Raw genomic sequence first — 19,030 nt, 5'->3', positions numbered from 1 at the left:
ATCTTCCGAGCCGGAAGAATCCAGGCTCCGTTGGGCGGTGCTTGCTCGGATGGCTAGAGGACAACTCCCAGATCAGGTAAGGGAGTTCGCGAAGTACCTGAGGATTCTCCTGGCGCAGCTGGATTCGGGCGCCGGGTGGTGCGGGGTGTTCTGGTCCCGTGACCCCGAGGGTATGCAGGCCTGCCTGGACGGTGCGGAAGTGCCCCCCTGGGACGTGGTGGAGGCGCTGCTGCACGATCTGGCCGCGGGGTACGGGACGCAGGCCGCCGAGCGGGAGACGGGCCTGGCGCGGGAGCTGCACAGCGCCTCCCTGAACGCGTACGACGCGCGGCCCGGCGGTCGCGATCTGCTCGGCGAGCGCCTCGACATGATGCTCACCGAGCAGCGGTTCGCCGTGGAGCGGCAGGCGGAACTGGCCCGCTCGCTCGAAACCGCGGCGACGCCCGACGAGGTGGAGCGGCTCAACCGCGATCTGGCCTGGGTCCGCGACGACCATGAGCGGGCGACCGCCCGGTGTGCGGAACTCCGGCAGCGCATCGAGCGGTTGGACCGGGCCGACCGCCCCCAGTGGGTCGACTTCGGGACGCCGGTTTCGGACGACTTCGCGGGGGAGGAGGCGGACGACTTCGCGGGGCGGACGGACGGCGGCTCCGAGGGGCAGGTGCCGGTCGGTTTCGGCGGGAGGCTGGTGGCGGACGCGGGGGCCGAGGCTTTCGACGGTTCCGGTGGCTTCGGCGGGGTCGGCGACACTGGCGGCTTCGGCGGTTCCGGTGGTTTCGGCGGGATCGACGGCCCCGCCGCCCTTGACCCGGGGGCGCCGACTGCCGGCTTCGGGGCCCGGACCGCAGCGGGGTCCGGGGCCGCCGCGGGGGAACTCGAACTCGACGGACCCGCCCCGGAACCCGGCCTCCGCGCACCGGAGTTCGGCAGCTTCCCGGCCGACGGGAGCGCGTCGCCGGCCGACTCCCGCACGCTCCCCGTCGACGCCGACACGCACGCCCACGCTCACCCGGTGGCCGACTCCGATTCAGGTATCGACTCCGGCATCGACTCGGCCGACTTCGACTCCTTCGACGCGACCGGCTTCGGCTCCGCGCCCGTGCCGGACCCCGGCGCCCCGACCGCCCGCGCCCCCAAGCAGGGCCGCAAGGCCCGCGACAACACGTCACGCCGCCCGCGCCGCCTCCGAGGCGCCCGCTTCGCTGGCTCCTCCGCTCCTGACGACGGCGCGGCAGCGGCCAACGGCACCGCCCTGCCGGAGCCGCCCCCGCAACCGCCCGCGGCCACGGGCCGCGACGCCGTCGCGCCGGGCCGCGAGGCCGACCGCGCCACCGCCGATGCCGTCGCCGCCCTGATCAAGCTGCGCGGCGAAGGCCGCAGCGGCGAGGCGCACGGTGTGCTCGTCGAGGCGGCGGGCTGGCCCGCGGCCCGTCTGCCCGCGCTCGCCGGCGAGCTGCACCGCGCGGGGCTCGGCGCCGACTGGTCGACGCTGCTCTGGGAGGCCGCGTCGCTGCCGCCCGAGCCCCTTGTCGCGCTGGCCGACGCCCTGGCCGGAGCGGGCCGCGCCGAAGACTGCCGCAAGCTGTTGCGCCAGGGCGTGTCCCGGCCCGCTTCGGAGATCGCGGAAGCGGTGCTCGCCCTGATCGACGCGGGCCGCGAGCGCGAGGCCCGCGCCCTGCTCGACGCCTATCTCCGCGTCCGTACCGCAGAGGACGCGGCCGGCTGCGCGCACCTGGACCCCTACCGCCTCATACCGCTGCTCCTGGAGACCGCCCGGGGTGTCTCGGAGGAGTGCCACTGGGATCTGGTGCACGCGTTGCGGGTTGCCGGATTCAGTGCCTGACGCGACTGTTTGGTTTGTGCGTTCGCGTCCGTTTCTCGCCCGCACGGGTGCGAAACATGATCGACTGCGCCGGTTAACGGCGATGGTCTTGCCCAGCCCGGCGACGAGGCTTACGTTTTTGGCTCTACGCACCAAGTCTACGGGCGTAGAAGCTCTCTGACGTCCCGTCGAAGGAGCAGCTCATGGCCAATGTCGTACGCGCCGCACTGGTCCAGGCAACCTGGACAGGCGACACCGAATCCATGATTGCCAAGCACGAGGAGCACGCCCGCGAGGCGGCCCGCCAGGGTGCGAAGATCATCGGCTTCCAGGAAGTGTTCAACGCCCCCTACTTCTGCCAGGTGCAGGAGCCCGAGCACTACCGCTGGGCCGAATCTGTGCCGGACGGGCCCACGGTCACGCGGATGCGGGAACTCGCACGCGAGACCGGCATGGTCGTCGTCGTCCCGGTCTTCGAGGTCGAGCAGTCCGGGTTCTACTTCAACACCGCCGCCGTGATCGACTCCGACGGCTCGTATCTCGGCAAGTACCGCAAGCACCACATTCCGCAGGTCAAGGGCTTCTGGGAGAAGTACTACTTCAAGCCCGGCAACGCGGGCTGGCCCGTCTTCGACACGGCGGTCGGCAAGGTCGGCGTCTACATCTGTTACGACCGGCACTTCCCCGAGGGCTGGCGCCAGCTCGGCCTGAACGGCGCCCAGATCGTCTACAACCCCTCGGCCACGTCCCGCGGCCTCTCCGCCTACCTCTGGCAGCTCGAACAGCCCGCGGCCGCCGTCGCCAACGAGTACTTCATCGCGGCGATCAACCGCGTGGGCGTCGAGGAGTACGGCGACAACGACTTCTACGGCACGTCGTACTTCGTCGATCCGCGCGGACAGTTCGTCGGCGAGACCGCGAGCGACAAGGCCGAGGAACTGGTCGTCAGGGATCTGGACTTGGGCCTGATCGAGGAAGTACGCCAGCAGTGGGCGTTCTACCGGGACCGCCGACCCGACGCGTACGAAGGACTGGTACAGCCGTGAACGACCTCCACGCCCGCCACAAGGCCGTCCTGCCCGAGTGGCTCGCCCTCTACTACGCCGACCCGCTGGAGATCACCCACGGGGAGGGCCGCCGCGTATGGGACGCGGACGGCAGGCAGTACCTCGACTTCTTCGGCGGCATCCTCACCACCATGACCGCCCATGCCCTGCCCGAGGTCACCAAGGCCGTCAGCGAGCAGGCCGGGCGGATCATCCACTCGTCCACGCTCTACCTCAACCGCCCGATGGTCGACCTCGCCGAGCGGGTGGCCGGCCTCTCCGGCATCCCCGACGCCCGCGTCTTCTTCACCACGTCGGGGACCGAGGCCAACGACACGGCCCTGCTCCTGGCCACCTCGTACCGCCGCTCGAACCAGATCCTGGCGATGCGCAACAGCTACCACGGCCGCTCCTTCACGGCCGTCGGCATCACCGGCAACAACGCCTGGTCGCCGACCAGCCTCTCGCCGCTCCAGACGCTGTACGTCCACGGAGGCGTCCGCAGCCGGGGCCCGTACGCCGCCTTGAGCGACGCCGAGTTCATCGAGGCCTGCGTCGCCGACCTCAGGGACATGCTCGGGCAGGCGCGCGGGGGAGCGGCGGCGCTGATCGCCGAGCCCGTCCAGGGTGTCGGCGGCTTCACCTCGCCGCCCGACGGGCTCTACGCCGCCTTCCGCGAGGTCCTGCGGGAACACGGCGTGCTGTGGATCTCCGACGAGGTACAGACCGGCTGGGGGCGTACCGGCGACCACTTCTGGGGCTGGCAGGCGCATGCCGCGAGCGGTCCGCCGGACATCCTCACCTTCGCCAAGGGCATCGGCAACGGCATGTCAATCGGCGGTGTCGTCGCGAGCGCCGAGGTGATGAACTCCCTCGACTCCAACTCCATCTCGACCTTCGGCGGCTCACCGGTCACGATGGCGGCGGGCCTCGCCAACCTCACGTATCTCCTGGAACACGACCTCCAGGGCAACGCGCGGCGCGTCGGCGGGCTGCTCATCGAGCGGATGCGCGCCATCTGTGCCCAGCTGCCCGTCGTGCGCGAGGTGCGCGGCCGGGGCCTGATGATCGGCATCGAGCTGATCGACCCGGGGACGGGCGAGGCCAATCCGCGGGCGGCCGCCGCCGTGCTGGAGGCGGCCCGCGAGGGCGGACTCCTGATCGGCAAGGGCGGCGGCCACGACACCAGCGTCCTGCGTATCGCCCCGCCCCTCTCGCTGACCGTCGCGGAGGCGGAAGAAGGCGCCGCCATCCTGGAACGGGCCCTGCAGAGCGTCTAGATCACCGCCCGGCACGCACGCGCGCCACGCACGCCCGGCACGCACGCGCGGACGTACGCGCAAAGACGTACGAGCATGAAAGGGAGCGCCCCATCATGAGCACCCGTACCTTGATCCGCGGCGGACTCGTCATCACCGCCGCCGAAGAGACCCACGCCGATGTGCTGATCGAGGACGGCCGGATCGCCGCGCTCGCCGCACACGGCTCACAAGCCGCCGAGGCGTGGAGCGCGGACCGCGTCATCGACGCCTCCCACAAGTACGTGATCCCGGGCGGAGTCGACGCGCACACGCACATGGACTTCCCCTTCGGCGGCACGTTCTCCTCCGACGACTTCGAGTCGGGCACCCGGGCCGCGGCCTGGGGCGGCACCACCACGATCGTGGACTTCGCTGTGCAGACCAAGGGCAAGGCGCTGCGGGCAGGCCTGGACGCCTGGTACGCGAAGGCGGACGGCAAGTGCGCGATCGACTACGGCTTCCACATGATCCTCTCCGACGTCAACGAGAAGACGCTGAAGGAGATGGACCTCCTCATCGAGGAAGGCGTCAGCTCGTTCAAGCTCTTCACCGCCTACCCGGGCGTCTTCTTCAGTGACGACGGGCAGATCCTGCGCGCGATGCAGCGGGCCGCCGTCAACGGCGGGCTGATCATGACCCACGCGGAGAACGGCCTCGCGATCGACGTCCTGGTGGAGCAGGCGCTCGCGCGCGGCGAGACGGACCCGCGCTATCACGGAGAGGTGCGCAAGTCGCTCCTGGAGGCGGAGGCCACGCACCGGGTGATCAAGCTCGCCCAGGTGGCGGGCGCCCCGGTGTACGTGGTGCACGTGTCGGCGCAGGAGGCGGTGGCCGAGCTGGCCAGGGCCCGCGACGAGGGCCTGCCGGTGTTCGGCGAGACCTGCCCGCAGTATCTGTTCCTGTCCACGGACAACCTCGCGGAGCCCGACTTCGAGGGCTCCAAGTACGTCTGCTCGACCCCGCTGCGCCCGCGCGAGCACCAGGCCGCACTGTGGCGGGGCCTGCGCACGAACGACCTCCAGGTGGTCTCCACGGACCACTGCCCGTTCTGTTTCGTGGGGCAGAAGGAGCTGGGCCGCGGCGACTTCTCCAAGATCCCGAACGGTCTGCCGGGCGTCGAGAACCGCATGGACCTCCTGCACCAAGCCGTGATCGACGGGCACATCAGCCGCCGCCGCTGGATCGAGATCGCCTGCGCGAGCCCGGCCCGGATGTTCGGCCTGTACGGCAAGAAGGGCACGATCGCGCCGGGCGCGGACGCCGACGTCGTCATCTACGACCCGTCCGCCGAGCAGGTCATGTCCGCCGAGACGCACCACATGAACGTGGACTACTCCGCGTACGAGGGAAAGCACGTCATGGGCCAGGTGGAGACGGTCCTCTCGCGCGGTGAAGTGGTCGTCGAGCAGCGGAAGTTCACCGGACACGCCGGGCACGGCGCGTACGTCCCGCGCGGCACCACCCAGTACCTCGGCTAGGAGAGGCGACGCACCATGGACTTCGGACTCGTCCTGCAGACCGATCCGCCGGCCGCGCAGGTCATCAGCCTCATGAAGCGCGCCGAACGCAACGGCTTCCGCTACGGCTGGACCTTCGACTCGGCGGTCCTGTGGCAGGAACCCTTCGTCATCTACAGCCAGATCCTGGCCCACACCGACCGGCTGATCGTCGGCCCGATGGTCACCAACCCGGGCACCCGCACCTGGGAAGTGACCGCCTCGACGTTCGCCACGCTCAACGACATGTACGGCAACCGCACCGTGTGCGGCATCGGCCGCGGCGACAGCGCGATGCGGGTGGCGGGTCGTACGCCGAACACCCTCGCCCGGATCAGCGAGGCGATGAAGGTCATCCGCTCGCTGGCGTCGGGCGGGGAAGCGGACCTGGGCGGCACCACCATCCGCTTCCCCTGGATCAAGCCGGACGCCGAACTCCCGGTGTGGATGGCCGCGTACGGGCCCAAGGCGCTGAAGATGGCGGGCGAGGAGGCCGACGGCTTCATTCTCCAGCTGGCCGACCCCTATCTGACGGAGACGATGGTGAAGGCGGTCAGGGACGCGGCCGTGGCGGCGGGCCGCGACCCGGCCTCGGTGAAGATCTGCGTCGCGGCCCCCGCGTATCTGACCCGGGACGACTCGCCCGCCGCCCTCGCCCACGCACGCGAGCAGTGCCGCTGGTTCGGCGGCATGGTCGGCAACCACGTGGCCGACCTGGTGACGAAGTACGGCGAACACTCGGACCTGGTCCCGCAGGCCCTCACCGAGTACATCAAGGCCCGCGAGGGCTACGACTACTCCCATCACGGCCGCGCCGACAACCCCGACACGGCCTTCGTCCCCGACGACATCGTGGACCGCTTCTGCGTGATCGGCACGGCCGAGCAGCACATCGCGAAGATGAAGGAGCTGAAGCGCCTCGGGGTGGACCAGTTCGCGCTGTACGCGATGCACGACGCGCGCGAGGACGTCATCGAAGGGTACGGCAGCACTGTCATCCCCGCGCTGTCGTGAGCAGCCCCATTTCCAGGTCGGCGACGACCCCGTAGTGGTCACTGGCCCACAGGCCGTCGACGGGTTTGTCGAAGACGAGGTCGGCACTCCGCACGCGGGCGAAGGCGTCCGGATGCGCGTGCGGTGAGCCGACGAAGATGTAGTCGAGCCTGCGGCGGTGGCCGTGTCGCCGTACCGGTCCGCGTGCGGCACGGCCGTCGCCGTGGTCTGTGACTGATGGGCGCCGCACCGGTGCCGGTCGTCAGGGCAGTCGTACGGCGATGACGTCGAACTCCAGCGTCACCTTCGGGCTCACGAGGACCGAGGTCGCGGCGTTCCAGTTGACGCCCCAGTCGTTGCGGTTGATCGTGACGCCGCCCCGGAACTGGACCCGCAGGTCGCCCGACGAGTCCGTCTCGGCCGCTGTCAGCTCGACGGTCAGGGTGACCGGCTTGGCCACACCGCGCATGGTCAGGTCGCCGGTGACCTTGTAGGCGGTGTCGCCGGCCGGCTCCACCCCGGTCGAGGTGAAGGTGATGGAAGGGTGCTTGTCCGTGTCCAGGAACGTGCTGCGCAGCTGGTCGTCGCGCTGCCGCTGCCGCGTCTGGAGGCTCGCCGAGCGGATGGTGAGGCGTGCGGCGGACTCCGACGGGTGGTCGCCGTGCAGCCGCACGTCACCGTCGAACTCCTCGAACTGCCCGCGCACCCTGGTGGACAGGGTGTGCCGGGCGACGAATCCGATCCGGGTGTGGGCGGCGTCGATGACGTAGTCGCCGGTCAGCTCGCGGGGGCTGATCGTGGTTGACATGAGGGCTTTGGGGTCCTTCCTGGAGTTGCTTACGCTCGCCGCGACGGCCGGCCGGTCCCGCAGGACCGGGGAGCGGCCGTCGCGGCTGCTGTGTGCTCGGTCAGGGCGTCACGGCGGGTTTGCTCAGTCGAACTGACCGACCTGGTAGTCGCCCGCGGGGCGCTGGGTGAGGACGTTGAGGCGGTTGAAGGCGTTGATGAGGGCGATGCCCGACACCAGGGCGGCGAGCTGGTCCTCGTCGTAGTGCTTGGCGGCGTTCGCCCACACCTCGTCCGGGACCCCGCCGGCCGCGTCCGCGATGCGGGTGCCCTCTTCCGCCAGCTCAAGGGCGGCGCGCTCGGCCTCGGTGAAGACCGTGGCCTCCCGCCAGCCGGCCACCAGGTGGAGGCGTACCGAGGTCTCCCCGGAGTGGGCGGCCTCCTTGGTGTGTATGTCGATGCACCCGGCGCAGCCGTTGATCTGGCTGGCGCGGAGCATGACCAGCTCGCGCGTCGTGGCGGGCAGCGACGAGTCCGCGAGGGGCTTGCCCGCGGCCGCGAGATGCTTGACGATCTTGCCCGAGACAGGGTTGGCGAGAAAGTCGAAACGGGCGTTCATGGTGATCTCCTTGTCGGCGGCTGTTCGGGCCGTGTCCGGTCCCGCAGTGCCGACGAGGCAGCCCCGCGGAATGTGAGGCGGGGCGGGAGAGGCACCACGAGTGACGGGCCGGCCTCACATTCCGCCGGGCTGCCTCGTCGTACGGGTGACGGCAGACGCGGGCAGATGCGGCAAGGGAGCGGTGGCACCATGGGGACCCAGTTCGAGCCCGGAGACGAGCGGATCGACCCGAGCCTGAGCGTGATCATGAGTGAGCGGCGCCAGCTGATCAATCTCGCCTACCGGCTCCTCGGATCCCTGGCCGATGCCGAAGACGTCGTGCAGGAGGCCTACGTCCGCTGGTACGCCATGACCCCGCGGCAGCAGGAGGCCATCGAGTCCCCCGGCGGCTGGCTGACGAAGGTCGCCGGGCGCATCTGCCTCGACCAGCTCCGCTCGGCACGGGTCCGGCGCGAGAGCTACGTGGGCGAATGGATTCCGGAGCCGCTGCCCGACCACGCGGAGTGGGCCCCGGGGCGGCCGGGGGCCGCGAACGCCGATCCGGCCGACCGGGTCACTCTCGACGAGTCGGTGAACATGGCGTTCCTCGTCGTGCTCGAGGCGATGACCCCGGCCGAGCGGGTCGCGTTCATCCTGCACGACGTCTTCCGTTACTCCTTCGCCGAAGTGGCCGAGATCGTCGGCCGGAGTCCGGCGGCCTGTCGCCAGCTGGCCTCGTCGGCGCGCCGCCGCGTCCGCGCCTCGCACGCTCCCGCGACGCCGGCGGACCGGCGCGCCGGCATCGTCAGGGACTTCAAGCGTGCGTGGGAGACCAAGAACATCGACGCGCTCATCGGCCTGCTCGACCCCGACGCCACGGCGCTCGCCGACGGCGGGGGACTGGTCAACGCCGCGCCCGTGCCCATCGAGGGGGGCGAGCAGATCGCGCGCTACCTGGTCGCCGTGGCCGGCGACGTGCCCGGCCAGACGATCCTGGAACGCACGGTCAACGGCCAGCCCGGCCTCGTCGTCCAGCACGGCGGCGTCACCACGGCGGTGCTCGCCTTCGACGTCGCGGACGACCGGATCACGCACTGCTGGGCGGTGCGGAACCCCGAGAAGCTCCGGCCCTGGACGGCGTACTGACGCTGCCGCACACTGACCGGCTCCCTCAATAATTAAGCCGCTTATGCCACTTGAGTGCTCGTATGCGATCTTTGTCGTACGGTAAAGTTACGATAACGAGCCAAGGTGCTCTGTTGAGCGAGCAGTTGCTCAACACTCAAGCGGGCGACGATGATCGCCGATGGTCGGACGGGCGGGGGCAGGAGATGGGTCGCAGCGATCGCGCCGCCCGGCTCCCCGTGGCCGGTGCCTTGCGGGCCCGCGCCGAAGCGCGCGCCGCCAGGGTCGTACGCATCGACAACTCCGCCCGCGACAGCGTGCCCGATACCGACGGCAGCACAGCGAGCAGCCCGCGCCTCTGAACCCACCCGGAGTCCTCGGACCCCGGTGGAACGCGCCCGGTTGCCGTCACGCCCGCCCGCATGTCCGACGGGTCGAGTGCCGCGCGCCCGCATCACACTGCCGTGTCTGCCGGCCGTCGACCCCACCAGGGAGAGCAGATGACCACCCAGGAGATCCCCGAGCAGCTCCTCGACGGCTACGCCGACATTCTCACCCGGGCCGCCGCCACCGGCCGCCGCCTGACCCGGGAGGAACTCACCTCGCGCCGGGCGCTCGGCGCGCAGGCCGCCAACGCCGGCTACGCGTGGCGCGTCCTCATACGCGAACACCTCAACGCCACCCGAGTGCACCGCCCGGCGACCGGCGACCCGGACCACCTGCTCGCCACCGCCGAGCAAGCCATCGACGCCTTCGCCGAAGGCTACGAACGCGCACAGCGGCAGGTCGTACGCCAGGAGGAGGCCGCCCGTCGCGAGCTGATCGACGACCTGCTGTACGGACGAGGAGACCTGGGCCGCCTCGCGGCCCGGGTTGAACGGTACGGTCTGCGCCTGTCCCACGCGCACGCGGTGGCCGTCGCCGAAGGGCCCTCGGCCTACGACGAGACGGACCCCGTGTCGCGGGACGTGGAGAGCGAACTGATCGCCCGCTTCGGCGACCGGCACATCCTGCTCACCACCAAGGGCGGCCGCCTGGTGTGCATCGCCCCCGCCGACCAGACCGATGTCCTCGCCTACTTCGCCAAGCGGGCGCACGCCGCCACCGACGGCGGCCGCATCGCCGTCGGCCGGCCCCAACCCGGGGCGGCAGGCATCGCGCAGAGCTACGAAGAGGCCGTCAGCACCCTGGAGCTCGCGACGCGCATGGGCTTCGACGAACCCGTGCTGCACGCCGCCGACCTGCTGGTCTTCCCCGTCCTCACCCGCGACCGGCAGGCCCTGGTGGAACTGGTGCTCAACACGCTCGGCCCGCTGGAAGAGGCGCGGGGCGGAGCCGAACCCCTCGTCGAGACCCTGTTCGCCTACTTCGACACGGGGTGCGTGGCGGCCAAGGCGGCCCGGCACCTGTCGCTGAGCGTACGGGCCCTGACGTACCGCCTGGAACGCATCCGCACCCTCACCGGGTCCGACCCGGCCGACCCGCTCGACCGCTACACGCTGCAGACGGCGGTCATCGGCGCACGACTGCTCGGCTGGCCGGGCACCTCACTGTGAGGGGGCGCGGCCCGGGCGGTCGTCGTCGCCCGGGCCGCGCTGGCCGCGGATCAGTCGGTGACGTCGATCCTGCCGTTGTGCCCGGCGGGCGCCGGGACGGATGCCGGTTCCGGGGACGACATGCCGCCGGTGATGCCCTTCAGGAGCCCGGCGAGGTCGACTCCCGTGGTGGAGCTGAGGAGTTCGACACCCTGGGCGACATTGTCGGCGACCGTACGGGAGAGCGTGCTCGCCCCGTCCGTGGAGATCACGGTCATCTTGTCGACCGCGCTGAGCGGCTCGGACGCCTTGGCCACCACGGCGGGCAGGACCTCGACGAGCATCTGCAGCACCGCCGCGTCGCCGTACTGCGCGAACGCGTCGGCCTTCTTGCGCATCGCCTCCGCCTCCGCGGCGCCCCTTGCGCCGATCGAGGCGGCATCGGCCTCACCCTCCAGACGTACGGCGTCGGCGAGCGCGGCGCGCCGGGCCTTCTCGCCCTCACCGGTCAGGCGGGCCCGGTCGGCGTCGGCCTCGGCCTGCTTGACCAGGGAGACGCGGCGGGCCTCGGCCTCCTGCTCGGCCTGGTAGCGGGCCGCGTCGGCGGGCTTGCGGATCTTGGTGTCCAGTTCGCGGTCGGTCAGCGCTGCCTGCCGCTGGGCCACCTTCTCCTGCTCGGTGAGGACTTCCTGCTGACGGGCGGCCTCGGCGAGCGGCCCGGCGGCCCCGGCGCGGGCGGACGCCTCATCGGTCTCGGCCCTGATCTCGGCCTGCTTGAGGTAGAACGTCCGCTCGGCGACGGCGATCTCCTCCTCGGCCTTCAGCCTGGCCTGCTCGGCGGTCCGGCGTGCGACGGCCTCGGCGATGTCCGCCTCCTGCCGGGCGCGGGCCGCCTCGGGGCGGCCGAGGTCCTCCAGGTAGGAGCCCTCGGTGGTGATGTCCTGGATCTGGAAGGCGTCGAGCACCAGGCCCTGCCCGGACAGGCTCGCCTCGGCCTCCTCGGCGACCTGCCCGGCGAAGGCGGCACGGTCGCGGATGATGTCCTCCACCGACATCCGGCCCACGATGGAGCGCAGCGCGCCGGAGAGTACTTCCTGGGTGAAGCCGACGATCCCGCCCTGCTGGGCGAGGAACCGCTGGGCGGCGGCGCGTATGGAGTCCTCGGTGCCGCCGACCTTGACGATCGCGACACCCTCCAGATTGGCCTTCACGCCGCGCAGCGTGACCGCGCCGCGCACCGCGACGGGAATGTGCCGCGAGGAGAGGTCGAGCGTGAACTTCTGCTGCACGAACGGCACGACGAAGACTCCGCCGCCCACGACGACCTTCTGGCCGCTGTTGTCGGTGAAGACGCGGCCGGTGTCGGGGTCGGTGGATTTCTTGCCGCGCCGCCCGGTCACGATGAAGGCCTCGCTCGGTCCGGCGACCTTGTAGCGGGTCACGACGACGAGCGCGAGCAGCACGAGGAGTACGACGACTCCGATGACGGCGGTCAGGACTGGACTCATGGTGAATTCCCCCCTGCCTCCCGGGGGCGGCAGATCGGTGTTGTCGGTACGCAGGCGTCCGGTACGCAGGCGTCCGGCGCGGACGCGGATGGTGCGGACGCGGGTGGTGTGAACGTGGATGGTGCGGTGGTCAGCGCTGCACGGGGCGGACCGCGACCGAGGTCGGCGACAGTGCCGCCTCCACCCAGATCTCGGTCCCGCGGGTGACCGCCACGGCGCTCTTGGCGGCGAACTTCACCGGCTGCCCGGCCAGTTGCAGCAGCACCTCGCCGTAGCCGTCGGCCGGGATCGCGGTGACCACGGCCCCCGCGGTGCCCACGAGGTCATCGCCCCGCGGAGTGGCCGCGGTCTGATCCCGCATCAGGGCGCGGCTGAACTTCCAGGTCAGCCAGGCCGCCCCCGCACCGACGGCGGCCCCCATGGCGGTGGCGGCGGTGACGCCGAGCCCGGTCGTGCCGAGCACGATCGCACCGCCGAAGCCGAGCATGGACACGAACCCGGCAATGACGGGCAGGGACAGCAGCCCGTCGAAGAACCCGTCGAGGACTCCCGCGCCGTCGAAGAGCCCTTCCAGAACCCCGTCGAAGACGAGGGAGAGAACCAGCAGTGCGATGCCCGCGATGCCAAGCCCCAGAAAGACGTTCACCGGAGCACCTCCCCACTTGCCGGATGTCTCGGTGAGGTGGGGATCGTCGCATGCGGGCGAGTTGGTCCGCATTGCCGTGAACCGGCAATCATCACGGTTTTTCGATGCCGGTCTATGCGTGGCCGGATCCCGTGCGGATCCCGTGCGGGTGCGGATGCGGATGCGGGTGCGGATGCGGGTGTGCGGGCCGATTGCCCGCGACGCCCGTGTACGGCGACGCCCCGCGATTGATCACGGCGGCAAAGGTAGTTGGGGTACGCCTCTGGCGCGATAAGGCCGATCGGGAGCAGGATTGTCGGCGCCGCCGTCCGGAAAAAACCGGCGAACGAGCCAGTTCTGATACCTCTCACGCACTCTCACACACTCTCCGGCACCACCGGCAACACCAGTACCTGAGCTGAGTTGACGCGCGTTGACCCGTGTAAAGGAGCCAGGGCATGGATTTCGGACCCGGCGCGGAACCCGGCGAGAGTTCGCAGACCGTCGCCGACGACGGCCGCGTCGAACTGCGCCCGGGCGCCTTCCCGGAGCACAGCCGCTTCGCCAACGACGACCTCAAGCCCATCCCGCTCGCCGAACGCCACTGGGGCACCTACAACTTCGCCGCCCTATGGGTCGGCATGGCCCACAACATCCCCTCCTGGACGCTCGCCTCGGGCCTGGTCGCACTCGGCATGGACTGGCGGCAGGCCGTCTTCACCATCGCGGCCGCCAACGTGATCGTGCTCCTGCCGATGCTCCTGACGGGACACGCGGGACCCAAGTACGGCATCCCGTTCCCCGTCCTGGCCCGCGCCTCCTTCGGCCTGCGCGGCGCGAACCTGCCCGCGCTGATCAGGGCCGCCGTGGCCTGCGGCTGGTTCGGCATCCAGACCTGGATCGGCGGCCAGGGGATCTACGTACTGCTCGACAAGGTCTTCGACGGCGCATGGAGCGACGAGTCACAGATCGGCGGCTATCCATGGCCGCTGTGGCTCTGCTTCGTGCTGTTCTGGGCACTCCAACTGGCCATCATCTACCGGGGGATGGAGGCGCTGCGGCGCTTCGAGAACTGGGCGGCGCCCTTCGTCCTCGTCGGCGCCGTCGTGCTGCTCGTGTGGATCGCCGACAAGGCGGGCGGCTTCGGCCCGCTGCTCGACCAGCCGTCCACCCTGGGCTGGGGCGCCGACTTCTGGCCGGTGTTCTTCCCCGCCCTCATGGGCATGATCGGCTTCTGGTCCACGCTGTCCCTGAACATCCCCGACTTCACCCGGTTCGGGAAGGGGCAGCGGGCGCAGGTGTGGGGACAGACGCTCGGCCTGCCGACCACCATGACCGCGTTCGCGCTCCTGTCCGTCCTCGTCACCTCCGGCTCACAGGCGGTCTACGGGGAGCCGATCTGGGAGCCCGTCGACCTGGCGGCCAAGGCGGACAACGTCTTCGGCCTCCTCTATGCCCTGCTGACGGTCCTGGTCGCCACGGTCTCCGTGAACATCGCGGCCAACGTGGTCTCACCCGCGTACGACCTGGCGAACCTCGCCCCGAAGCTCATCAACTTCCGCACCGGCGCCCTGATCACCGGCGTCCTGGGCGTGATCATCTTTCCCTGGAAGCTGATCGAGACCCCCGAGCTCTACATCTTCGTATGGCTCGGCGTGGTGGGCGGCCTGCTCGGCACGGTCGCCGGAATCCTGATCGCCGACTACTGGCTGGTGCGTCGCACGGTCCTCGACCTCGCCGATCTATACCGGCCCGAGGGGCGCTACTGGTACACGGGCGGCTGGAATCTCCGGGCCGTCGCCGCCTTCGCGGTCGGCGGAGTGCTCGCCGTGGGCGGCTCGCACTCGGCGCCGGGGAAGGGACCGTTCCCCGAGGACGGCCTCATCCCGCCGCTGAAGCCGCTCGCGGACTACGGGTGGGCGATCGGGCTCACCTCCGCCCTGGTCCTCTACGTCGCGCTGATGACGGCGGGCAGGCGCGCGGGCTGGGGAGGGCGGAGACGGGCGTCCTAGGCCGCCGGGCGCACCGCTGTCACCAGCCACACCCCCGCCCGCATCCGCACCCCGCGCTCGGTCGCGTACGGCCGGAACACCTCCTCCAGAGTGGCCCGCTTCCGCTCGTCGAGCGTCCGGTCCGGGGTGCGGGAGAGGAGGAAGTCGACGGCGTCCGCGGGGGTTTCGCCCCACACCGTCTCGACCGGTACGGGACTCACCCGCACGTCCTCGAAGGCGCCGAGCACCTTGTGTATACGGGCCGGGTCCGAGAGGGAGGCCATCGCTGTGCGTGCCGCGGCGGCCTCGGATGTGGCCTCGGGTGACGCGGTCTGGGGTGACGCGGTCTCGGGTGACACGTTCGCTGGGTTCCCGTCCAAGCCGTCGTCCTGCGCGAGAAGCTTCGCGAGGAGCTCGGCGAAAAGGCCGAGCGTCCGGGACTCCTCGCTCTCCCGGTCGGCGGGCTGCGGACAGACGAACGCCAGCCGCCCGCCGGGACGCAGCGCACGGGCGATGTTCGTGAACGCGGCGGCGTGGTCGGCGAAGAACATGACCCCGCCGCGGCTGATCGCGATGTCGTACCCGGCTGCGGGGAAGGGGTGGATCTGCGCGTCACCCCGCTCGTACGCCGCGTTCGTGATGCCGTCCGACGCCGTGTTCGCACGGGCGCGGTCGAGGAGCGGCGCCGAGATGTCGACGCCCACCGCGTGGCCGTGCGCGGCGAGGCGGGCCGCGATGCGCGTGGTGGCGCCGGCGCCGCAGCCGATGTCCAGGACACGGTCGCGCGCGCTGATGGCCGCGGCTTCGAAGAGGGCGTCGTTCACGCCGGAGAGCATCGCGTCGTAGCGGTCGTGGTGCGTGGCCCAGTGCGTGCCCACCGGGCCGTTCCACGCGGCCGCTTGAGAGGAATCCGGGGCCGGTTTCGTCGCTGCGGTCATGACGCCTCCTCGGTGGGTTGCGCGTACTGGGCGCGGTGCTGGTGCTGGTGCTGGTGCTGGTGCTGGTGCTGCGCGGCGAGGGTGCTCTCTATGCGGTCGACCGCCGTGAACGCGCCGAACGCGATCAGATGCACCAGACAGTGGTCGCTGAACGGCGGCTTCTTCCAGGCCGCCACGTCCTCGTCGGTGATGCGGTACGGAGCGAGCGCGGCGAGCAGCGCGAGCCGCGCCCCCGGACGCGAGGCACGGTCGGGCAGGGCGTCCCACGTCAGCGGCGGATGCTCGCCGTCCCATGCCGCCACCGTCCCCTCGACCAGGGCCCGGTCGTCCTCGTCGAGCAGGCCCGCGCCCGTCGTCGCCGCGGAACGGAGCGCGGCGTACGCGGAACCGACGGGCGTGCCCGCGGCCCAGGACGGTCCGGGCTGCGGATCGTCGATCAAGGACAGCGATTCGCCGGGGGCGCAGCCGCGGCGGACCGACTTCTGGAGCGACCGGCCGCCGAGCGAACGCACCGCCCGGAAGCGCTGCGCGTTGCACGGCAGCATGTCCTCGGTGATCAGCGACGACGCGACGCGGTTGATGAAGTGGAAGGAGAGCGCCGTGCCGATGTGGGCCGGGGCATGCGCGCGGGGGAACGGTGGTGTGGCGGGCTCCGGCGCCCGCTGGGGCCGGGTGGCCCGTGCCCAGGCGAGTAGCCGTGCCTGGTCGGGATCCTCGGGCTGCTCGCCGCGCAGCACCCGCTCGGCGACGCGGTGGTCACCGGTGGCGTGGAGCATCATCGTGTGCGCGGTCACGCAGAACGGGCAGCGGTTGGCGAGCGAGACACCCAGGGCGACCAGCTCGCGTTCGGTGCGGGTGGTGCCGCCGCTGCCGAAGGCGTCGTCGCCGCCGGCGAGCAGCGACTCACGGAGCAAAGCCCAGGTGGCGGTGAACAGTTCGGGGGCCGGGGAGAGGGCGACGAGCGGCGCCGGCTCCGCGATGCCGAAGTCTGCGGCCATCTGCGCATAGGCCTCGGCGCTCCTGCCGGTCGCGGATTTCGGGAGCACGGGATCGGTGTATCGGTAGGTTGCCATGGCCACGATGGTCGGTGCGCCGGGTGCCCCGGGTCGTCGTCCGGCGGAAGGCAGTCGGGGGTACGCCCCCGGGGCCGGGCGGGGCCGCGACTACTACGCGGGGAGTAGTGCGGAAGCGGTCTGCCGGGGTGACGCGGTTGTCAGTGGCGGCCTCTATGGTTCTGAACACGGCGGGGGATGCGCCGGTTCGGGACGCGGGGTGCGGGATGCGGGGACAGGGCGGGGCAGAGCGGCGGGGCAGGTGAACGTGCGCGATCAGGTGCGGGATCAGGTGCGGGTGCGGGACCGTGTGCGGGGCCGGATGCGGCAGGCGTGGGTCGGGGACGCGGTGCTCGCCGTCGTGGTGGGTGTGATCGTCGCGCTCGCCGCGGGCCCGGGAGGCGGCGGTGCGGGGTTCGTGGACTACGCCTTGATAGGCGTCGGTTCGCTGGCTCTCGCCGCACACCGCAAGGCGCCCCGTGCCGTGCTCGCGGTCAGCACGGCGTGCCTGCTCGGCGAGGTGGTGTACGGGGAAGCGAGCAGCGTCGCGGCGATCCCGGTCGTGGCGGCGGCCCACACGGCCGCGCGGGCGGGCCACCGGGGCCTTGCCGCCGCTGCCGCCGGGGTCTTCCTCGTCGGCTTCGCCCTGGCGGGGGAGGGGTCGGACGACGTCGTGCAGCGCACACTGCTGCTGGCCGGCTGGTTCCTGTGCGCCCTCGTCACGGGCCTCGCCGACAAGAACTGGCAGGCGTATCTGCGCCAGACCGAGCAGAGGGCCCTGGAGGCCGAGCGGACCCGCGAGGAGGCCGCGCTGCGCAGGGCGGGCGAGGAGCGGCTGCGGATCGCACGCGAACTGCACGACTCGCTGACGCACAGCATCTCGATCGTCAAACTCCAGGCGGGCGTCGCCGTCCACCTCGCCCGGAAACGGGGCGAGGAGATACCGCCCGCGCTGCTCGCCATCCAGGAGGCGAGCGGAGAGGCGATGCGTGAACTGCGCGCCACGCTCACGGTGCTGCGCACGGACGAGCCGACGGGAAGCCCGGCGCTCCTTGTCGAGCGCGCGCGGGCGGCGGGGCTCGCGGTGGACCTCGCGGTGCGGGGCCGGGAGCGGCCCCTCTCCGGCGAACTGGAGCAGGCCGCGTACCGCATCGTGCAGGAGGGTCTCACCAACGCGGCGCGCCATGCGGGCGCCGCCGCCAAGGTGAGGGTCGGACTCGACTACGGGGAGCGGGTGCTGGGGGTGCGGGTGGAGGACGACGGCGCCGCCGACGCGGGACGGCCGCCGGTGGAGGGGACGGGACTCACGGGAATGCGGGAACGCGTCGCTTCCCTGGGGGGAACACTGCGGGCGGGGCCGCGGGTCGAGGGGGGATTTCTGGTGTGTGCTGAACTGCCGCTGATGAAGGGCGCGTTGGCGGGCGCGGGTTTTCCGGGCGGGGAGGCGGACGGGCGGGAGGGGCCGCCCCCGGAGACCGGGTCGGCCGCTGAAGTCGCGCATTCGAGGGAGGGCGCATGATCCGGGTGGTGCTCGTCGACGATCAGGCGTTGATGCGGGCCGGGTTCAGGGCGCTGCTCGAGGCCGAGGACGGTATCGAGGTGGTGGGGGAGGCCGCTGACGGGGAGCACGGGGTCGCTCTCGTGCGGGAGTGCGTGCCGGACGTGGTGCTCATAGACGTACAGATGCCGGTGATGACCGGCATCGAGGCGACACGCCTGATCGCCGCCGACCCGCGTCTTCGCGGGGTGCGCGTCGTGATCCTCACCAACTACGGCCTCGACGAGTACGTCTTCGACGCCCTGCGGGCCGGCGCGAGCGGGTTTCTGCTCAAGGACACGGAGCCCGCCGACCTGTTGCAGGGCATCGAGATCGTCGCGCGCGGGGACTCCCTGCTCTCGCCCTCGGTGACCAGCCGACTGATCGGTGAGTTCGTCTCGCGGCCCCCGGACCGGGCCACCGCGCCCGGCCTGGAGAGCCTCACCCGCCGGGAGCGGGAGGTCACCGCCCTTGCCGCGCGAGGCCTGACGAACGAGGAGATCGCCGAGCACATGGTGATCAGCCCGTTCACGGCGAAGACGCATGTGAGCCGGGCGATGACGAAGCTCGGCGCGCGCGACCGGGCCCAACTGGTCGTCTTCGCCTACGAGTCGGGGCTTGTCGCGGCCCGCAGCGCGATTCCGTAACGTCAGATGGGGAGAAACCGTGGCCATGGC

General features: G+C 71.3%; 18 protein-coding genes. 11 read left to right on the top strand and 7 right to left on the bottom strand.

The genetic code is table 11. The annotated features are described in order from the left end of the window. Nucleotides 1–199: 199 nt before the first annotated feature. The 5 genes from IE226_RS11115 (at nt 200) to IE226_RS11095 (ending at nt 6,679) form a co-directional block, all read left to right on the top strand. Nucleotides 200–1,843 (top strand): hypothetical protein, encoded by a 1,644-nt coding sequence (locus IE226_RS11115; protein ID WP_308429451.1) that lies wholly within the window; start codon nt 200–202, stop codon nt 1,841–1,843. A gap of 182 nt (nt 1,844–2,025) precedes the next feature. Further along, a complete protein-coding gene (locus tag IE226_RS11110) occupies nt 2,026–2,868 on the top strand; it encodes a nitrilase-related carbon-nitrogen hydrolase (RefSeq protein ID WP_190080909.1) in 843 nt (280 codons plus the stop codon). Then, nucleotides 2,865–4,148, top strand: a complete 1,284-nt coding sequence (locus IE226_RS11105; protein ID WP_190080908.1) for an aspartate aminotransferase family protein — start codon at nt 2,865–2,867, stop codon at nt 4,146–4,148. Before IE226_RS11110 ends, IE226_RS11105 begins: the two co-directional genes overlap by 4 nt. A 95-nt stretch (nt 4,149–4,243) precedes the next feature. Then, nucleotides 4,244–5,647 (top strand): dihydropyrimidinase, encoded by a 1,404-nt coding sequence (hydA, locus tag IE226_RS11100; protein WP_190080907.1) that lies wholly within the window; start codon nt 4,244–4,246, stop codon nt 5,645–5,647. 15 nt (nt 5,648–5,662) lie between these two features. Beyond that, entirely contained in the window at nt 5,663–6,679 is a 1,017-nt protein-coding gene (locus IE226_RS11095) for a TIGR03842 family LLM class F420-dependent oxidoreductase (RefSeq protein WP_190080906.1), read from the top strand. Here IE226_RS11095 and IE226_RS11090 read toward each other — a convergent pair. The 3 genes from IE226_RS11090 to IE226_RS11080 form a co-directional block, all read right to left on the bottom strand. Then, a complete protein-coding gene (locus tag IE226_RS11090; RefSeq protein WP_190080905.1) occupies nt 6,660–6,908 on the bottom strand; it encodes a hypothetical protein in 249 nt (82 codons plus the stop codon). The genes IE226_RS11095 and IE226_RS11090 overlap by 20 nt on opposite strands. A 12-nt stretch (nt 6,909–6,920) precedes the next feature. Then, nucleotides 6,921–7,466, bottom strand: coding sequence for a YceI family protein (locus IE226_RS11085; RefSeq protein WP_190080904.1), 546 nt, complete (start codon nt 7,464–7,466; stop codon nt 6,921–6,923). A gap of 123 nt (nt 7,467–7,589) precedes the next feature. Next, nucleotides 7,590–8,063: a carboxymuconolactone decarboxylase family protein gene (locus tag IE226_RS11080; RefSeq protein ID WP_190080903.1), complete on the bottom strand. Its 474-nt coding sequence runs from the start codon at nt 8,061–8,063 to the stop codon at nt 7,590–7,592. Nucleotides 8,064–8,252: 189 nt separating this feature from the next. Here IE226_RS11080 and sigJ point away from each other — a divergent pair, with 189 nt between their 5' ends. The 3 genes from sigJ (at nt 8,253) to IE226_RS11065 (ending at nt 10,723) form a co-directional block, all read left to right on the top strand. Beyond that, the gene (gene sigJ / locus IE226_RS11075) at nt 8,253–9,188 is read left to right on the top strand and encodes an RNA polymerase sigma factor SigJ (RefSeq protein ID WP_190080902.1); all 936 of its coding nucleotides are present in this window, start codon (nt 8,253–8,255) and stop codon (nt 9,186–9,188) included. Between the two features lie 113 nt (nt 9,189–9,301). After that, nucleotides 9,302–9,529: a hypothetical protein gene (locus IE226_RS11070; RefSeq protein ID WP_190080901.1), complete on the top strand. Its 228-nt coding sequence runs from the start codon at nt 9,302–9,304 to the stop codon at nt 9,527–9,529. 138 nt (nt 9,530–9,667) lie between these two features. Next, nucleotides 9,668–10,723: a PucR family transcriptional regulator gene (locus tag IE226_RS11065; RefSeq protein WP_190080900.1), complete on the top strand. Its 1,056-nt coding sequence runs from the start codon at nt 9,668–9,670 to the stop codon at nt 10,721–10,723. 50 nt (nt 10,724–10,773) lie between these two features. Here the strand turns inward: IE226_RS11065 and IE226_RS11060 are convergent, their stop codons facing one another. Further along, nucleotides 10,774–12,210 carry a flotillin family protein gene (locus IE226_RS11060; RefSeq protein WP_190080899.1) on the bottom strand — a complete coding sequence of 479 codons (1,437 nt, stop codon included), beginning with the start codon at nt 12,208–12,210 and terminating at the stop codon, nt 10,774–10,776. Between the two features lie 130 nt (nt 12,211–12,340). Then, nucleotides 12,341–12,856: an NfeD C-terminal domain-containing protein gene (locus IE226_RS11055; protein ID WP_190080898.1), complete on the bottom strand. Its 516-nt coding sequence runs from the start codon at nt 12,854–12,856 to the stop codon at nt 12,341–12,343. A 437-nt stretch (nt 12,857–13,293) separates the two neighbouring features. On the opposite strand from IE226_RS11055, the gene IE226_RS11050 reads away from it, so the two are divergent. Further along, nucleotides 13,294–14,847: an NCS1 family nucleobase:cation symporter-1 gene (locus IE226_RS11050; RefSeq protein ID WP_190080897.1), complete on the top strand. Its 1,554-nt coding sequence runs from the start codon at nt 13,294–13,296 to the stop codon at nt 14,845–14,847. Here the strand turns inward: IE226_RS11050 and IE226_RS11045 are convergent. After that, a complete protein-coding gene (locus IE226_RS11045; protein ID WP_190080896.1) occupies nt 14,844–15,764 on the bottom strand; it encodes a class I SAM-dependent methyltransferase in 921 nt (306 codons plus the stop codon). The genes IE226_RS11050 and IE226_RS11045 overlap by 4 nt on opposite strands. Continuing rightward, nucleotides 15,761–16,837: a carboxymuconolactone decarboxylase family protein gene (locus tag IE226_RS11040; protein ID WP_190080895.1), complete on the bottom strand. Its 1,077-nt coding sequence runs from the start codon at nt 16,835–16,837 to the stop codon at nt 15,761–15,763. Before IE226_RS11040 ends, IE226_RS11045 begins: the two co-directional genes overlap by 4 nt. 301 nt (nt 16,838–17,138) lie before the next feature. On the opposite strand from IE226_RS11040, the gene IE226_RS11035 reads away from it, so the two are divergent. Together IE226_RS11035 and IE226_RS11030 are read left to right on the top strand one after the other, a co-directional pair. Then, nucleotides 17,139–18,335 (top strand): sensor histidine kinase, encoded by a 1,197-nt coding sequence (locus IE226_RS11035; RefSeq protein WP_190081011.1) that lies wholly within the window; start codon nt 17,139–17,141, stop codon nt 18,333–18,335. Continuing rightward, complete coding sequence (locus IE226_RS11030) at nt 18,332–19,000, top strand: response regulator (protein WP_190080894.1); 669 nt, start codon at nt 18,332–18,334, stop codon at nt 18,998–19,000. Before IE226_RS11035 ends, IE226_RS11030 begins: the two co-directional genes overlap by 4 nt. The last annotated feature ends 30 nt before the right edge of the window (nt 19,001–19,030 follow it).

This window comes from Streptomyces longisporoflavus (assembly GCF_014649775.1).
Taxonomy (GTDB): domain Bacteria; phylum Actinomycetota; class Actinomycetes; order Streptomycetales; family Streptomycetaceae; genus Streptomyces; species Streptomyces longisporoflavus.
The sequence above is the reverse complement of the archived record's forward strand: the minus strand, read 5'-3'. Positions and strand labels throughout refer to the sequence as shown.

What these genes read in the sequence shown, in the direction of transcription:
- IE226_RS11050 (WP_190080897.1), top strand. Translation starts at nt 13,294, where the DNA reads ATGGATTTCGGACCCGGCGCGGAACCCGGCGAGAGTTCGCAGACCGTC.
- IE226_RS11085 (WP_190080904.1), bottom strand. Translation starts at nt 7,466, where the DNA reads ATGTCAACCACGATCAGCCCCCGCGAGCTGACCGGCGACTACGTCATC.
- IE226_RS11080 (WP_190080903.1), bottom strand. Translation starts at nt 8,063, where the DNA reads ATGAACGCCCGTTTCGACTTTCTCGCCAACCCTGTCTCGGGCAAGATC.
- hydA (WP_190080907.1), top strand. Translation starts at nt 4,244, where the DNA reads ATGAGCACCCGTACCTTGATCCGCGGCGGACTCGTCATCACCGCCGCC.
- IE226_RS11030 (WP_190080894.1), top strand. Translation starts at nt 18,332, where the DNA reads ATGATCCGGGTGGTGCTCGTCGACGATCAGGCGTTGATGCGGGCCGGG.
- IE226_RS11040 (WP_190080895.1), bottom strand. Translation starts at nt 16,837, where the DNA reads ATGGCAACCTACCGATACACCGATCCCGTGCTCCCGAAATCCGCGACC.
- IE226_RS11035 (WP_190081011.1), top strand. Translation starts at nt 17,139, where the DNA reads ATGCGGCAGGCGTGGGTCGGGGACGCGGTGCTCGCCGTCGTGGTGGGT.
- sigJ (WP_190080902.1), top strand. Translation starts at nt 8,253, where the DNA reads ATGGGGACCCAGTTCGAGCCCGGAGACGAGCGGATCGACCCGAGCCTG.
- IE226_RS11065 (WP_190080900.1), top strand. Translation starts at nt 9,668, where the DNA reads ATGACCACCCAGGAGATCCCCGAGCAGCTCCTCGACGGCTACGCCGAC.
- IE226_RS11060 (WP_190080899.1), bottom strand. Translation starts at nt 12,210, where the DNA reads ATGAGTCCAGTCCTGACCGCCGTCATCGGAGTCGTCGTACTCCTCGTG.
- IE226_RS11045 (WP_190080896.1), bottom strand. Translation starts at nt 15,764, where the DNA reads ATGACCGCAGCGACGAAACCGGCCCCGGATTCCTCTCAAGCGGCCGCG.
- IE226_RS11110 (WP_190080909.1), top strand. Translation starts at nt 2,026, where the DNA reads ATGGCCAATGTCGTACGCGCCGCACTGGTCCAGGCAACCTGGACAGGC.
- IE226_RS11095 (WP_190080906.1), top strand. Translation starts at nt 5,663, where the DNA reads ATGGACTTCGGACTCGTCCTGCAGACCGATCCGCCGGCCGCGCAGGTC.